This is a genomic window from Amycolatopsis sp. NPDC003676, assembly GCF_053587275.1.
Window position 1 is genome coordinate 68,418 of record NZ_JBSFNS010000009.1, and the last position, 14,128, is coordinate 82,545.

The following is a 14,128-nucleotide window of genomic DNA, read 5'->3' on the forward strand; positions in this document are numbered from 1 at the left end:
CACCTCCAATGATCGACATCGACCCATTGGAGGTTGCCAGGCGGCCCGGGGCGGCGCAGCCCCAGGCCCGCCCGGCGGATCAGCGAGCGGGGCTCAGAGCTTGCAGCCCTTCTGGATGCGCACGACCGAGTGGTCGATGCCGATGTGGAACTTCTTCTTGCCCTTGGTGCCGCCGTTGGTGGTCATGCACTGGACGCTCATCGCGCCGTTCGTGTCCTTCAGCACGATGCCCGCGGACACCTTGTGCGAACAGTGGTTGTTGAAGTACACGGTGACGTTCGTGGCGCCGTCGCCCCACGAGTAGTTGGCCTTCTTCCCGGACGGCTTCGTGCACTTGATGCTCGCGGTGTGCTTGCTCTGCGCGCTCACCGGAGCCGCCGCGGTGTCCGCCGACGCGGCGGGCGCGGCGATCCCGGCGAATGCGATCCCCAGCGCGGAGGCGGCCATCAGCGTCTTGCCGATCTTCATGGGTGTCCCCTCGGACGAAACGGAATGGAGTTGCAGCCGGGAAATCCCGGTGCACTCATCCCAGCGCGCCGCCCGTTTTGTCCTCAACTCGCCGCTGTCCACGGTCAATGCGGGGTGTTGTCCACGCAGGTCAGCGAATTGTCCACGGCTCAGTCAGCCGGGCCGCGCAGTGTCAGGACAACGCGTAAGACGTGTTCGACGGCCGACTCGAACATCGCGCCGCGCAGTTCGCCGCGCGTCTCGAGGTTGCGCGCGGCGAGGTCGAGCATCCGGTCCGGTCCGACCCGGCGGACGAGGAGCGCGGCGACCTCCTCGAGGTCGAGGCTCGGGTTGTCGAGCCGGGCGAGGGCGAACTCGATGATGAGCTCTTCGTCGGTCACCCTTTCAGGGTAGCCACGAAACGGGCTTCAGCCATGGCTCTGATAGCGCCCGTACGGATAAGCCTCGACCAGGGTGACCCGCACGACCGCGCCGCTGGGCACCTCGTACTCCCGCTGCTCCCCCGGCTTGGCGCCGTCCAGCGCGCGCCCGAGCGGCGAGTCCGGCGAGTAGACCTCGAGGTCGGTGCCGACCTCGTCGCGGGCGGCCAGCAGGAACGTCTCGACGCCGCCGTCGTCGTAGCGGACGGTCAGGACCATGCCGGGCTCGGCGATTCCGTCGTCCGGCGGGTCTTCGCCGACGACAGCGTTCTGCAGCAGGTCTTGCAGCTGCCGGATCCGCGCTTGCCGGTGCTGCCTGCGGTCGAGCCGGTCGTGTTCGCCCGCCGCTTCGCCGAGTTCGGGTTCGCGTTGCAGGTCAGCGAGTTCCGCGCCGAGGCGGGCGTGCGCGTCGGCGGTCAGCCAGGGACGCGAAGAGGTCGTCGACATGAGAGGTGCCTTTCGGATGGCGTCCGTGAGGGCCGGGCTAGCAGGAGGCGCCCAGCCCCCACGGACTTTCGAGGAGTCCCGCGGCGGTCAGCGGGGCTCGGGCTCGGTGCGGCGGTCGAGCACGCCGGCGTCGGCGGCGAACCAGCCGGCGGCTTTCACCAGGATGTCTCTTTCGGTGCGCAGCAAGGCATTCTCCGCGCGGAGGAACAGCAGCTCGGCGTGCTCGTCGCCGGTCAGCGGCGGCGGACCGGCGGGTTCGGCGGACACTGGGATCTCACCGCAGCGGGTCGAACGGCCGCAGCGCATCCGGGCACCTGCCGGTGGCGATCTGCTCGGCGAGCAGCTTCCCGGTGATCGCGCCGTGCGAGAGGCCCCACATGCCGTGCCCGCCCGCGACGTACATGCCCGGCGCGCCGGTCTGGCCGATCACCGGCCGCCCGTCGGCGCTGACCGGGCGCGAGCCGACCCAGACGTCGGTGCGCTGGTCCCAGCGCAGGCCCTTGAGCAGCGGCCGGGCCGAGGCGATGATCGCGTCGACGCGCGCCGGGTACAGCGGGTCGTCCGGCTTGCGGAACTCCATCGTCCCGGCCACCCGCAGCCCGCCCTGGTACGGCGTGCACGCGACCCGGATGTCCGGCAGGTACATCGGGCTCGGCACCGGATCGTCGGTCGGCACGGTGAAGGAGTACCCGCGCCCGGCTCGCACCGGGACGCGCACGCCCCATTTGTGCGCCAGTTCGCCCAGCCACGCGCCGGTGGCGAGCACGACGGCGTTGGCGTTGACCGTCTGGCCGTTCGCCGACAGCAGCGTGTAGGCGTACTCGTGCCTGCGGATCGCGGCGACCTCGAACCGGTGTCGGATCGTGCCGCCGCGGCTGACCACCGCGCGGGCGAGCGATTCGACGAACCGGCCGGGGTCGACATACCGTTGGCCGTCGATCCGGATGCCGGCCCCGATCCGGTCGGTGACCTGCGGGAAGTGCTCGCGCAGCTCCGGTCCGGCGAGCTGGGTCCAGGACACCTTCTGCCCGGCGTCGCCGAGCCGGTCCAGTTCCTTGACCAGCGTTTGGGCCTTCGCCGAGTTCTCGAACAGGGCGGTGATGGGCGCGTCGACGGTCGGTGCGTCGATGCCGCTGGCGGTCAGGATGTCAAACGCTTCAAGGCATTCCTCGTTGAACGGCAGGTTCGCGCGCACTGCCCGGTTCCAGGACCGGTGGGTGCAGTTCGCCGCGAAGCGGGCGAGGAACTGCCACAGGCGCGGGTCCGGAGTGGCCGGGACGTGCAGCGGCGCCTGCCGGTCGAGCAGGGTGCGCAGGCCGTAGCGGAGGACGGCGGGTTCGTTGAGCGGGATCGACAACCCCGGCGAGAGCCAGCCCGCGTTGCCCCACGACGAGCCCGCCGCGATGCCCTCGCGGTCGACGACGGTCACCCGCACGCCGCGTTCCTGCAGGAACCAGGCGGTCGACAGTCCGACGATGCCCGCGCCGACCACGATCGCCGAACGCGGTCCGCCGTCCTTCCGGTCGAGATCGCCCATGGTGTGCCTCCGCCAAGCCGTGCCGCTGTTTGTGCTGGTGCGGCCAGGATGACCCGGATTCGGCGGACGGTCTTTGTCGAGTTCGGCCAAACGGAGCAAGCCCGTTTGTCCGGATCGGTCAATCCTGCGGATCGGCGACGGCGAGTTCGATGATCATCGCCAGGCGTTTCGCGGGCAGGTCGAGCCGCAGCGGCGTCACGTCGGCCATCTTCCGCAGCCGGTAGCGGATGGTGTTGGGATGCACGCCGAGCCGTTCGGCGGCCTCGGTGAGGTCGCCTTGGGTCTCGAGCCAGGCGCGCAGGGTCGCGACGTAACTGGTCGAGTTGGCCGCGTCGTGCCTGGCCAGATCCGCGATGGGACCGCGCGCCGGGGCTCGGCCCGCTGCCGCGGCGGCGCGCAGGCGGAGGATCAGGATGTCGTCCCAGGACTCGTCGTACGAGACGGCCGCGCCGGGTTCCGGGCGGACGTCGTGCAGGGCGAGACATTCGTCGGATTCCCGCCTGCTGGCCGGAAGATCCGCCGTGGACGCGGGCGCGCCGATCCCCGCCGCGACCGTGACCTGCGCGGGTAGCGCATCGCGGATCCCGTCGATCCACGCGCGGGCGGTCTCGACGTCTTCGCCAGGTAGAACGGTGTAGACGGTGTTGCTGAACAACGTGCTCCGACCTGGCCGCGACCAGCCGAAACCGGTGGTCGCGCGCTCGAAGGCGAGCAGCAGCGCGGCGTGGCGTTCGTCGGCGATGTGCGCCTGGAGCGCGACCACGCGGAACCGGCCGGGCGGCAAACCGAGCCTGCTCAGCACAGCCGCCGCGTCCGGGGTGCCTTCCAGCAGCCGGATCACCAGGTCCGACTCGACCTGCCGTTCGAGGTCAGCACTCGCCCGCGACCGCAGCAGATGCAGCCCGACCGTGCGGGAACTGTCGTGCAGGACAGTGCGCCGGACGTCGGACAGCGGCTCCTCGCACTCCACCCAGATCGACCCGAGCGTCTCGCGCCCAGCCCGGACCGCGACGACCATCCGCCCGGTCAGCCCGTGCTCCGGATCGGCCTCGACGAACAACGGCTCGTCCGACTGGGCGAGATGCGCGAACACGCCACGGCGTTCGAACAACTCGCGCACCTGGTCCGGCACTCGCCGCCCGAGGATCGTCTCCAGCCGCACTCGGTCCGCCCCCTGCTGGCGGCTGGAGTACGCGAGCACGCGCGACAACTGGTCCTCGATGGTGACCGCGCTGCCAAGTGCGTCCGCGAGGCTGTCGGCCAGCGCGAACAGGTCGGTCGGGCCGCGGCCGGATTCCGTCTCGCGGCCTTCCAGGACCAGGCCGTAGACGACGCCCGCGAGCTGTCCCCACGACACTTCCGGGTCCACGAGCAGCACCGCGACCTGGCCAGCCTCGGCTTTCGAGACCTCGTCCGGCCCCGGCGGCGTGGCTCCGCGCACCAACACGACCGACGCCCGTGCTTGAGCAGCCCGTTCAACGGCTTCGAGCACCGATTCGACGCCCACCGCGAGGTAAACGTCGCCGCGCAACCCGCGCGGATCGGCGGGGTCGTCCATCACCACGTCCCGCAACGCCGTCGCGCGCGCGACGGGGCAGCAGCACAACCGCGCGCCGTACCCACCGAGGACGTTGACGAGCCGATCCAGCGTGACCATCCCCTGTTCATACCTGACCCGGTGCGCTGGGAGTCGTATCGTGCAGGTCATGCGGGCGCGGGTCGAGGACGTGCACGAGCTGGCGCTGGGGATGCCCCACGTCACGGTGGTGCGCGGCTCGCGGGAGAACCCCGTCTACCAGGTCGGCGGCAAGTCGTTCGTGTTCTTCCGGACGCCGCGGCCGGACGCCTTCGACCCGGACACCGGGCAGCGGTATCCGGATGTGATCGTGTTCTGGGTACCGTCCGAATCGGACAAGCAAGCGCTGGTCCAGGACCCGGACAGCCCGTTTTTCACCACTCCGCACTTCGACGGCCACCTGTCGGTGCTCGTCCGCGCCGCTCACCTCGGCTCGTTGACGCGGCAGGAGCTGGCCGAGGTCGTCGAGGACGCTTGGTTGTCCCGAGCGTCACCGCGCCGCCGCGAAGCGTGGCTGGCCGGACGTGCGGCTCGGTAAGCGATCAGGAATCAAGAAGCGTCGGGGCTGGTGCCGGACTTAGCGTTTACGGCATGACCTCATTCGACTTTGTCACCCTGGACGTTCCCGATGTCGCCGCCGCCGAGCGCTTCTACACCGCCGCGTTCGATCTGGGCGACCGTCTCCGCTTCCGCCACGCCGCCGCGCCGAGCACTGGTTTCCGCGGATTTACCTTGTCGCTCACCGTTTCCCAGCCCGCCAACGCCGTTGCTTACCTGGACGCCGCACTCGCCGCGGGTGCCACTTCGCTGAAGCCCGCTGCTAAGTCGCTGTGGGGTTTCGGCGGAGTTGTGCAGGCTCCGGACGGTGCGATTTGGAAGGTCGCGACTTCCACGAAGAAGGATTCCGGCGCGGCGGTTCGGGAATACGACCAGATGGTGCTGCTGCTGGGCGCGTCGGATGTGGCGGCTACCAAGCAGTTCTACGTCTCGCACGGGCTCGCGGTGGGCAAGAGTTATGGGCGCAAGTATGTGGAATTCGAGACCAGCCCGATCAAGCTGGCGCTTTACGGCCGGAAGGCTTTGGCGAAGGACGCCGGGGTGCCGGAGGAGGGTTCGGGTTCGCATCTGCTGACGATCGGCGGGAGCGCCGGGAAGATCACGGACCCGGACGGGTTTGCTTGGGAGACTTCGGTTCTGGCCGGCTGACGGGCCGGGTGGATCCGTCGAGACCCGCTCGACGGATCCGGCCCGTCAGCCTGGCTGGTCGGCGAAGTTTTCGAACTGGATGAGGACCAGCTCGAGAGAGGACGGGTCGCAAGCTCCGTGGAATTTTCTGCCGTCCGACCGGCATTGTGCCCAGCGGCCCGCGTCGCCCTCGAAATCGAATCGGTCCATGAGCCGCCCGGCGAGATCGGTGTCCACCAGATCGATTTCGATGGACCAGCCCGGGTTGTCCAAGGTGGACAGCTCGACGCCGAACTCGTGCTCCCATTCCTCGTCGCACTGCTCGGCATACCAGTCCAGCAGAAACTGGAAGCTCTTTCCCAAAGCCACCGGAAACCCCTCGGGTCACTCACTTCTTCGCCGACCTGACGACAATGCCGAGTCTACCGAGTTATCGAGCGCCGTCCTCCGGGCAATAACCCGAACACAGCAACACCATCCGCGAAAACCGCCCGTCCGCGTCATCGTCCACATACGCCTGCTGTTCCACCGCGAACCACCCCTCCCCCAGCCGCTCCGCACGCACGCGCGCTCGCCAGCGCAGGTGCAGCCGCGGGCCGACCCGGTCCACCTCTCCCTCGGCGAGCTCGAAATCGGAGACCTCGCCGAACCAATGGGTGAACGCGGCGGTGACCTCGGCCGGACCGTGGAACTCGCGCAATCCCGGCGGCAGCAAGGCCGTCAACCGCACCTCACTATCCATTGCGGACGACATCCGCGCGAAGTCCTGTCTGCTCAATGCTTCGATGAAGGCGCCCGCCCGGGAGATGCGGGAGGCCTGGAGTTGTGTTGTCATGCCTCAGGTTTACGTCCGAAAGCACCGACCCGGATCGGGTAACTGCCCGATCTTTCACCCCGTCAGACCGCGGCGCATCGCGACCAGCGCGGCCTGCGTCCGAGTCGTCACACCGAGTTTCGCGTAAATGTGCTCCAGATGCGTCGAGACCGTCTTGCGGGACAGCGTTAGCGCGGCGGCGATCTCCGGGTTCGACAGTCCGCGGGCCAGGTGGAGCAAGACCTCGGTCTCCCGGGCGGTCAAGCCAGCAGAAGTGCGGCGGACATGTTGCCCCGCAGCGGTCAGGACCGCGCTCACCGCGTCGGGGTCGAGGCGCCCGGCGTGGGCTTCGGCAGTGAGCGTTCGCGCGGCCACGGAGGGAGCCAGCGGAGGGCGGTGCGGGCGCGGTTCGCCGAGTGCGTGGTAGACGTCGGCCGCGGAGAGGACTCGCGACGTCATCGGCAGGGCGTCGCCGGAAAGTCCGTGCGGGTAACCGGAACCGTCGAGTCGTTCGTGGTGCTGGGACGCGCAGCGGGCGACCGCGGCGAGGCCGGGCATTCCGGCGAGCATCCGTTCGGTCAGGTACGGATGCGTGCGCGCCCGTTCGGCCTGCGCGAGCGACCACGGCCGGGTCGCGTTCCAGATCGCGCTCGGGACGCCGATCATCCCGATGTCGTGCACCCAGCCTGCGCGGCGGACCAATCGGACCTCCGCGGCGGGCAGGCCGAGCCGGGTCGCGGCGTCGGCGGCGAGCGCGGCGACTCCGCGGGAATGTCCTAGTCGCGGCGGGGATTTGAGATCGGCGAAGTCGGCGAACGCTTGCAGGGCTCGGTCGAGTTCGTCGTCGGACAGCTGGACGCCGAGCCGGGGGTCGAGGGCGATCACCTCGTCCCACGCCTGGATCCGGTCCAGCCCGGCCAAGATGTCCGCGCGGTGGTTCAGGAAGCAGTCGACCAGAGCCGGGTCGAACTGCGTGCCCCGGCGTTCCCGGGCGACGGTGACCGCGCCGTCGACGCCCGCGGTGTCGTGGAAAGCTTCGACGTTGTCGGCGAGCTGGACCAGCCGGATCGCCGGGTCGAGGTCCGCGCCGCCAGCGTCGCCGGGGACGCCGCGCCCGTCCCAGCGTTCGAAGGACTGCAGCAGCGGACGGCACACGTCCTCGCCGAGGTCGAGCCGTCCGGCCAGCTCGCTCGCGCTTTGGCAATGCGCCTGCATGACCTCCTGCACCGACCGGCCCGCGGTGGCGAGAAACCGGCCGACGAGCGCGGCGCGGCGGAGTCGCGGACCGCCGCGGCCGAGATGGCGCAGGACGAACATCGCCATCGCGACCCCGGCGAGGTCGCCGTCGTGGCTGTCGGCGTACAGCTCCGTCTCGTCGCCGAACAACGCGGCCAGCTCGCTGGTGTCGGCGGCGCACCCCACCCAGGTCAGCAACGACGTGTAGTAAGCCGCCGCGCGCACGCTGTCGTCGGCGCCCGCCGCGTCGGCCAGTCGCAGGGCGATGACGGTCTGCCGCAGCACGCGCTCCATCGGGCGGCCCATGCCGAGATCGGCCACCAGCGACAAGGTGGCGACCAATTCGGACAACCGCACCGGCGCGTTCACCCCGGAAAGTCGCCGCTGAAACCTCGGCTGTTACGCCGGACGGAGCAGTCCCGACTTCCAGGCAGAGCCCGGAGGTACGCGATGGCGACCGAAGTACCGACGTTCTGCCCGCTGTGCGTGTCGAGGTGCGGAGCCACCGCGACGGTCGAGGACGGGCGGCTGCTCGCGCTCCGCCCGCTGCCCGGCCATCCGACCGGCGCCGCGATCTGCGTCAAAGGCAAGGCCGCGCCGGAGCTCGTCGCGCATCCGGACCGGCTGCTGCACCCCCTTCGCCGGACCGCTCCGAAGGGCGCGGCCGACCCGGGCTGGGAGCGCGTGAGCTGGGACGAGGCGCTGGCGACGATCGCGTCCCGGCTGACCGCGATCGCCGAGGAGTCGGGTCCGGAAGCGGTGGTGTTCGGCAGCGCCTCGCCCTCGACGTCGGCGATGTCGGACACCATCGAGTGGCTGACCCGGCTCCGGCGCGGCTTCGGCAGCCCCAACTTCGCCGTCTACATGGAACTCTGCGGCTGGGGCCGCCACCTCGGCACGCTTTACACCTGGGGCGAGCCGGTCCCCGGCGCGTACCTGCCCGATCTCGAGAACGCGCAGTGCGTCCTCTACTGGGGCTACAACCCGTCGGTCTCGCGGCTCGCGCACGCCACCGCGACCACCGCCGCGCTCCGGCGCGGGGCCAAGCTCGTCGTGGTCGATCCCCGGCGCGCCGGGCTGGCCAGCAAGGCCGACCAGTGGCTGCGCGTGCGCCCCGGCACGGACGCCGCGCTGGCGTTGTCGCTCACGCACGTGATGATCGACAACGGTTGGTACGACAAGGAATTCGTCGAACGGTGGACCAACGCTTCGAAGCCGGTCGACTCGGGCCGCCGGGTCTGGGATCTGATCGTCGAGGAGTGCGCGAAGTACCCGCCCGGGATCGCCGAGGAGATCACCGGTGTTCCCGCCGACCAGATCATCGCCACGGCCCGGCTGCTCTGGGAACAACGCCCGGTCGCGTTCTACACCTGGAGCGGGCTGGAGCAGCACAGCAACGCGACCCAGACCGTCCGCGCCATCGGCCAGCTCTACGCGCTCACCGGATGCATCGACGCGCCCGGCGGGAACGTGCTGTTCACCCCCGTCCCGACCAACCCGGTCGACGGCCGGGAACTGCTGCCGCCCGAGCAGCGCGCCAAGACCATCGGGGTGCAGGACCGTCCGCTAGGCCCGGCACGGTTCGAGTTCGTCACCGGTGAGGATTTCTACCGAGCCGCGCTGGACGGCGTCCCGTACCGAGCCCGGGCATTGGTCAATTTCGGCGGCAACCTGGTCATGGCACACGGCGACAGCGCACGAGGCCGAGACGCTCTCCGTGCGCTGGACTTCTTTGTCCACACGGATTTGTTCCTGAACCCGACCGCCGAGCAGGCCGACCTCGTGCTGCCCGCGGCGAGCGCGTGGGAAGCCGAGGCGCTGCGGATCGGTTTCGAGACAAGCCAGGCCGCGCAGTCGACTGTCCAATTGCGACAGCCGTTGGTCACCGCCCGCGGCGAAGCCCGGTCGGACTTGCGGATCATCTTCGACCTCGCCATCGCCCTCGGGCTCGGTCCGCAGTTCTTCAACGGAGACATCGAAGCGGCCTGGCAACATCAGCTCGCGCCCAGCGGCATCACACTCGACCAGCTGCGCGCCGCCCCGGAAGGAATCCGGCTGCCGCTGGAAACAGTCCATCGCAAGTACGAACAACGCGGCTTCCGCACACCGTCCGGCCTGGTCGAACTGCACTCGGAACCGTTGCTGCACCATGGATATCCGCCGCTTCCCACCTTCACCGAACCGTCGATCAGCCCGCTCTCCCGACCGGATCTGGCGGCGCGCTACCCGTTGATCCTCACCTGCGCGAAATCGCTGTTCTTCTGCGAAACCCAGCATCGGGAAATCGCCAGCCTGCGCACATCCGCCCCCGAACCCACGGTCGAACTGCACCCGGAAACCGCTGCGGCACGCGGGATCGACGCCGGGGATTGGGTGCGGTTGGAGACGCCGTTGGGGAGCATCCGCGCGAAGGCGAAATTCAACGTCAACCTGCGCCCGGACGTCGTATGCGGACAGCACGGCTGGTGGCAGCCCGCCGATTCACTCGGCCAGTCCGGCTATCCGCCCTTCGGCGACGGCAGCGCGAACCTCAATCTCGTGCTGAGCCAAGGCCCGAGCGACCCGATCAGCGGCAGCTCGCCGTTGCGTGCTTCCCTCTGCGAGATCGCCAAAGGCGGTTAGCGACTGTTCTGCTTGGCGGGCAAGGGATTTCGGGCAGCGATGCCGACGGCACGGCCGACGGTATTGCGCAGCGCCAGTCCGTACCGAGTTCGCGGAACGAGCAGCGTGGCGACAAGGCCGACGCGCCGGTGCCTCGGCTCGACGTGCCGCCGGTGCTTCGCCTCGTAGGCCTGAAAGGCTCGCGCATGATCACCGGGATGCGCCGCGAGCGCTTCGGCCAGCGTGTGCGCGCCAGCCATCGCCATGCTCGACCCATCGCCGTGCAGGGCGACCGCGGATGCCGCGTCGCCGAGCAATGCCACGCGGCCGCGCGACCACTTGTCCATCCGCACGTTGGCGAGCGGATCGAAGAAGGGCGCAGGGTGATTCTGGTACGCCTCAACCAACTCGGGGCTTCGCCAGCCGATTCCCGCGTACGCCTCGGCAACCAGGCGCTTGTGGAGCGCGGTGTCGTGGCGGTCGTAGCCACGCACGCGCCCGCTGCGGAAAGTGAACATCGCGAGCGGATTCCCCCGGGACGGGTGGATGGTGAGCATTCGGCCGGGCGCGGTCAGCATCACCGCCGCCTCCGGGTCATCAAGCGCATCGGGCTCCAGCGGCACCGTCGCGCTGTACATGCCCATGCTGGTCGTGAACTGCTCCGCCGGCCCGAAGACCATGCGGCGCACCGGAGAATGGATGCCGTCCGCACCGACGACCAGGTCGAACCTACGCGGTGGTGACCGGCGGAAGGTGGCGTCGACTCCTGATGGGTCCTGCCGGAGGCAGGTGACCGTTTCGTCGAAGAGGAACTCCGCGTCGTCGCGCGCTGCCCGGTGGAGCACCGCGGACAGGTCGGAGCGGGTCACTTCGACCGACTGCGGGGACGTCGTCGGGACCCGCAGGAGCTGTCGCCCGTCCGGATCGAGGAGCGACAGGACGCTCGCGCGGGTGGCGATCTCGCGCAACTGCGGGAAGATGCCCATGCTCTTGGCGACCGCGAGCGCCGGTTCCTTGACGACGACGGCGCTGCCGCCGGATCGCAGTTCTTTGGCCTGCTCGACGACCGTCGGCCGATACCCGTGCCGGGCCAGCCAGTAGGCGAGTGCGGGACCGGCGATACCGGCACCGTGGATCAGGACGCGGGAAGGCGTCATGCCACAACCTTTTCGTTGGAGGGAAGCGACGAGCGCGGTTTCAGGTACGTCTCTCGTCGTACCTGCAGTCAAGCACGGCCGTAAGGTACGATGCAAGACGTACCTGAAAGAGGTGAGACGATGTCAGTTCCGTCCGAAGACGATGCCGCCGATCTGGGCACGGTGTTCCGCGCGCTCGCCGACGAGCACCGCCGCACCGTGATCGCGGAACTGGCGGCGGACGGGAGCGACAGCGAGCGCACCTGCAACTCGTTCGACCTCCCGGTGTCCAAGCAGACGCAGACGCACCACTTCCGGGTTTTGCGCGAGGCCGGGCTCATCCACGAGATCAATTACGGGAACCGGAAGGGAATCCGGTTGCGCCGGGCGGAAATCAACCGGCGGCTCCCCGGCCTGCTCGACCTGCTGACCGCGGAGCGCCGCGCCACCTGACTCCAGCGCCTGCCCTAGTTCCGCGCCCGCGCGAGCGCGCCCAAACTGATGTCGACTATCGCGCGGAGCTGCTTCTGGCTCGCCCCGGCCCGGCTCATCACGGCCAACGACTGGTTGACCGCCGCGAAGTGAACGGCGAAGTCATCGGCGTCGGCCAACTTCGCGGCACGCAAGGCTTTTCGCAGCCGCGCCTGCTGAAAGCCCAGAGCTTTGGTCGCGCGCGCGACGATTTCCGGGCTCAGCACCGGTATCGCCATCGCGGTCTGGGCAACCAGACATCCATCCGGCACCTCGGGGTCGGCAATGCGTTGCAGAGTGACGTCAAAGAACTCCCGAACCGCCAGCAGCGGATCCTCGGCCGCCTTCGACAAGGCCTGGTCGTACCGGTCTCCGTAACGCGCGGCGTAGCGATCCAAGCAGCGCAGGTAGAGCGAGTCCTTGTCCCCGAGCGAGGAGTAGATGGAACTGCGGTTCAGACCGGTCGCCTGGGAGAGGTCGTCGAGAGAAGTGTCCGCGTACCCGGCCCGCCAGAACTGGACCATCGCCGCGTCGAGCGCGACGTCCACGTCGAACTGCTTCTTCCCGGCCATCCACGCACCCCGTTCTCTCGCCGTCGCACCCAGCGTAGCTCATCTTGAACTGTCCGGTTCAAGATGAGCTACGCTGGGGCCATGACTGCCGCCGCGCTCCCCGAATTGCCGCTGTATGACCTGCCGGGCTTCACCCACCGCTGGGTCGAGGGCCTCCACGCCGTGGAAGGCGGTCCGCAGGCTGGCCCCCCTCTCGTCCTGCTCGCCGGATTCCCGCAGACCTGGTGGGCTTGGCGCAAAGCGATGCCGGGCCTCGCCGAACGCTTCCGCGTCATCGCGATCGATCTGCCAGGGCAAGGCCACTCCGACCGCCCCCACGACAGCTACGACACGCACACCGTCGCCTCGCGGATCCAAGCCGCGCTGACCGCGCTCGAGGTGCCGAAATACTGGCTGGCCGCGCACGACGTCGGGGCTTGGGTGGCTTTCTCGCTGGCCCTGAAGCACGAAGACCGCCTGCACGGCCTCGCGCTGCTGGACGCCGGCATCCCCGGAATCACCCTCCCGGACTCCATCCCCACCGACCCCGACCGCGCCTGGAAAACCTGGCACTTCGCGTTCCACCTGGTGCCCGATCTCCCCGAAACCCTCCTCACCGGTCGCGAGCGCGAATACGTCGACTGGTTCTTGAAGGCCAAAGCGCTGAGCCCCTTCGACAGCACCGAAATCGACCACTACGCCGCCGCTCTCGCCGCCGAAGGAGGACTCCGGGCGTCGCTCGCCTACTACCGCGATGCCGCGGAATCGGCGCGCAAGAACCACGCCGCTCTCGAACGGCAGCACCTGACCGTCCCGGTCCTGGGAATCTCCAGCTCCCACGGCTCGATCCCCGACATGGCCGCTTCCATCAGCCCCTGGGCAGACAACGTGACGGGTGTCGTCATCCCGGATTCCGGACACTTCATTCCGGACGAACAACCCGCCGCGGTCGTGGCGGCGCTGACCGCGTTCATCGGGCAGTAGCGCGACGTCGGATTTTCGCCAGCTGACGCGTCCTCGTGGCGAAAGACTGGCAGGCATGACCAATGTCCTCGGCCGATTTCTGGCTGCCAGCACCGAATTCGACCAGCGCCTGCGGTCCGTCCGGCCCGAACAGTGGACGGCCCCGACGCCCTGCTCGGAATGGAACATCCGTCAGCTCGTCAACCACATGGTCCGAGGAAATCTCAACTACGTCGACCTGCTCGCTGGCGGGACCCGCGAGAATTTCCTGCACATGCGCGACGCCGACGCCCTAGGCGACGACCCACTCGGCGCGTACACCGCGTCGATGCGGCTGGTCGCCGACGCCTTCAGCCGTCCCGGCGCGTTGGACCGGGTGCTCGACTATCCGCTGGGCCAAGTGACCGGCCGCCAAGCGCTGGCCGTGCGCGCCACGGATTCCGCCATTCATGCGTGGGATCTCGCGCGCGCCCTTGAGGTCGACGACCGCCTCGACCCGGGCCTGGTCACATGGATCAGCGACAACCTCGAAACGATCTACGCCGGACTGGCGGAATCCCCCGTCGCCGCCGACACGACGCACCGGTTCTTCGCCGCTCCGGAGACGCTCGGCGAATCGGCGTCGCGGCAGGACTGGTTGCTGCACCTGATGGGCCGCAACACCGGCTGGCAGCCGCATTAATCCGCAGCCGAGATCAGCGGGCGATCGGCCAAGGCTCGCTCG

At 69.2% G+C, this 14,128-nt stretch carries 17 protein-coding genes; 6 read left to right on the forward strand and 11 right to left on the reverse strand.

The features are described 5' to 3' along the window. Positions 1-93 precede the first annotated feature (93 nt). The 6 genes from ACWDNU_RS08005 to ACWDNU_RS08030 form a co-directional block, all read right to left on the reverse strand. Complete coding sequence (locus ACWDNU_RS08005) at positions 94-468, reverse strand: hypothetical protein (RefSeq protein WP_370939386.1); 375 nt, start codon at positions 466-468, stop codon at positions 94-96. Between the two features lie 149 nt (positions 469-617). After that, the gene (locus tag ACWDNU_RS08010) at positions 618-848 is read right to left on the reverse strand and encodes a hypothetical protein (protein ID WP_116200055.1); all 231 of its coding nucleotides are present in this window, start codon (positions 846-848) and stop codon (positions 618-620) included. Between the two features lie 27 nt (positions 849-875). Next, entirely contained in the window at positions 876-1,334 is a 459-nt protein-coding gene (locus tag ACWDNU_RS08015) for a GreA/GreB family elongation factor (protein WP_449668246.1), read from the reverse strand. A gap of 87 nt (positions 1,335-1,421) precedes the next feature. Continuing rightward, on the reverse strand, positions 1,422-1,601 hold the full coding sequence (locus tag ACWDNU_RS08020) for a hypothetical protein (RefSeq protein ID WP_370939389.1): 180 nt from the start codon (positions 1,599-1,601) through the stop codon (positions 1,422-1,424). Positions 1,602-1,608: 7 nt separating this feature from the next. Next, entirely contained in the window at positions 1,609-2,871 is a 1,263-nt protein-coding gene (locus ACWDNU_RS08025) for an NAD(P)/FAD-dependent oxidoreductase (RefSeq protein ID WP_370939390.1), read from the reverse strand. Between the two features lie 118 nt (positions 2,872-2,989). Continuing rightward, the gene (locus ACWDNU_RS08030; protein ID WP_449668247.1) at positions 2,990-4,528 is read right to left on the reverse strand and encodes a PucR family transcriptional regulator; all 1,539 of its coding nucleotides are present in this window, start codon (positions 4,526-4,528) and stop codon (positions 2,990-2,992) included. 49 nt (positions 4,529-4,577) lie between these two features. Here ACWDNU_RS08030 and ACWDNU_RS08035 point away from each other — a divergent pair, with 49 nt between their 5' ends. Next, positions 4,578-4,985: an MmcQ/YjbR family DNA-binding protein gene (locus ACWDNU_RS08035; RefSeq protein WP_449668248.1), complete on the forward strand. Its 408-nt coding sequence runs from the start codon at positions 4,578-4,580 to the stop codon at positions 4,983-4,985. A gap of 53 nt (positions 4,986-5,038) precedes the next feature. Beyond that, entirely contained in the window at positions 5,039-5,653 is a 615-nt protein-coding gene (locus ACWDNU_RS08040; protein WP_449668249.1) for a glyoxalase, read from the forward strand. 45 nt (positions 5,654-5,698) lie between these two features. Here the strand turns inward: ACWDNU_RS08040 and ACWDNU_RS08045 are convergent, their stop codons facing one another. From ACWDNU_RS08045 to ACWDNU_RS08055, 3 genes are all read right to left on the reverse strand, one after another. Beyond that, the gene (locus ACWDNU_RS08045; RefSeq protein WP_449668250.1) at positions 5,699-6,001 is read right to left on the reverse strand and encodes an immunity 53 family protein; all 303 of its coding nucleotides are present in this window, start codon (positions 5,999-6,001) and stop codon (positions 5,699-5,701) included. 61 nt (positions 6,002-6,062) lie between these two features. Then, on the reverse strand, positions 6,063-6,467 hold the full coding sequence (locus ACWDNU_RS08050; RefSeq protein WP_449668251.1) for a nuclear transport factor 2 family protein: 405 nt from the start codon (positions 6,465-6,467) through the stop codon (positions 6,063-6,065). A gap of 54 nt (positions 6,468-6,521) precedes the next feature. Continuing rightward, positions 6,522-8,051: an HD domain-containing phosphohydrolase gene (locus ACWDNU_RS08055; protein WP_449668252.1), complete on the reverse strand. Its 1,530-nt coding sequence runs from the start codon at positions 8,049-8,051 to the stop codon at positions 6,522-6,524. An 81-nt stretch (positions 8,052-8,132) separates the two neighbouring features. Between ACWDNU_RS08055 and ACWDNU_RS08060 the strand changes: the two genes are divergently transcribed. Continuing rightward, on the forward strand, positions 8,133-10,304 hold the full coding sequence (locus ACWDNU_RS08060) for a molybdopterin-containing oxidoreductase family protein (RefSeq protein WP_449668253.1): 2,172 nt from the start codon (positions 8,133-8,135) through the stop codon (positions 10,302-10,304). Here the strand turns inward: ACWDNU_RS08060 and ACWDNU_RS08065 are convergent. Next, positions 10,301-11,440, reverse strand: a complete 1,140-nt coding sequence (locus ACWDNU_RS08065; protein WP_449668254.1) for an FAD-dependent monooxygenase — start codon at positions 11,438-11,440, stop codon at positions 10,301-10,303. The genes ACWDNU_RS08060 and ACWDNU_RS08065 overlap by 4 nt on opposite strands. A gap of 120 nt (positions 11,441-11,560) precedes the next feature. Here ACWDNU_RS08065 and ACWDNU_RS08070 point away from each other — a divergent pair, with 120 nt between their 5' ends. Next, complete coding sequence (locus tag ACWDNU_RS08070; protein ID WP_449668255.1) at positions 11,561-11,872, forward strand: ArsR/SmtB family transcription factor; 312 nt, start codon at positions 11,561-11,563, stop codon at positions 11,870-11,872. Between the two features lie 14 nt (positions 11,873-11,886). Here ACWDNU_RS08070 and ACWDNU_RS08075 read toward each other — a convergent pair whose 3' ends face one another. Next, complete coding sequence (locus tag ACWDNU_RS08075) at positions 11,887-12,438, reverse strand: TetR/AcrR family transcriptional regulator (RefSeq protein WP_449668256.1); 552 nt, start codon at positions 12,436-12,438, stop codon at positions 11,887-11,889. Between the two features lie 105 nt (positions 12,439-12,543). On the opposite strand from ACWDNU_RS08075, the gene ACWDNU_RS08080 reads away from it, so the two are divergent. Together ACWDNU_RS08080 and ACWDNU_RS08085 are read left to right on the forward strand one after the other, a co-directional pair. Then, positions 12,544-13,425 carry an alpha/beta fold hydrolase gene (locus tag ACWDNU_RS08080; protein ID WP_449668257.1) on the forward strand — a complete coding sequence of 294 codons (882 nt, stop codon included), beginning with the start codon at positions 12,544-12,546 and terminating at the stop codon, positions 13,423-13,425. 55 nt (positions 13,426-13,480) lie between these two features. Then, positions 13,481-14,086, forward strand: coding sequence for a TIGR03086 family metal-binding protein (locus ACWDNU_RS08085; RefSeq protein ID WP_449668258.1), 606 nt, complete (start codon positions 13,481-13,483; stop codon positions 14,084-14,086). Positions 14,087-14,128 lie beyond the last annotated feature (42 nt).

Excerpts from the sequence above, each read along its gene's own strand:
- ACWDNU_RS08070 (WP_449668255.1), top strand. The coding sequence starts at position 11,561 with ATGTCAGTTCCGTCCGAAGACGATGCCGCCGATCTGGGCACGGTGTTC.
- ACWDNU_RS08035 (WP_449668248.1), top strand. The coding sequence starts at position 4,578 with ATGCGGGCGCGGGTCGAGGACGTGCACGAGCTGGCGCTGGGGATGCCC.
- ACWDNU_RS08040 (WP_449668249.1), top strand. The coding sequence starts at position 5,039 with ATGACCTCATTCGACTTTGTCACCCTGGACGTTCCCGATGTCGCCGCC.
- ACWDNU_RS08085 (WP_449668258.1), top strand. The coding sequence starts at position 13,481 with ATGACCAATGTCCTCGGCCGATTTCTGGCTGCCAGCACCGAATTCGAC.
- ACWDNU_RS08050 (WP_449668251.1), bottom strand. The coding sequence starts at position 6,467 with ATGACAACACAACTCCAGGCCTCCCGCATCTCCCGGGCGGGCGCCTTC.
- ACWDNU_RS08065 (WP_449668254.1), bottom strand. The coding sequence starts at position 11,440 with ATGACGCCTTCCCGCGTCCTGATCCACGGTGCCGGTATCGCCGGTCCC.
- ACWDNU_RS08025 (WP_370939390.1), bottom strand. The coding sequence starts at position 2,871 with ATGGGCGATCTCGACCGGAAGGACGGCGGACCGCGTTCGGCGATCGTG.
- ACWDNU_RS08080 (WP_449668257.1), top strand. The coding sequence starts at position 12,544 with ATGACTGCCGCCGCGCTCCCCGAATTGCCGCTGTATGACCTGCCGGGC.
- ACWDNU_RS08015 (WP_449668246.1), bottom strand. The coding sequence starts at position 1,334 with ATGTCGACGACCTCTTCGCGTCCCTGGCTGACCGCCGACGCGCACGCC.
- ACWDNU_RS08030 (WP_449668247.1), bottom strand. The coding sequence starts at position 4,528 with ATGGTCACGCTGGATCGGCTCGTCAACGTCCTCGGTGGGTACGGCGCG.
- ACWDNU_RS08005 (WP_370939386.1), bottom strand. The coding sequence starts at position 468 with ATGAAGATCGGCAAGACGCTGATGGCCGCCTCCGCGCTGGGGATCGCA.
- ACWDNU_RS08060 (WP_449668253.1), top strand. The coding sequence starts at position 8,133 with ATGGCGACCGAAGTACCGACGTTCTGCCCGCTGTGCGTGTCGAGGTGC.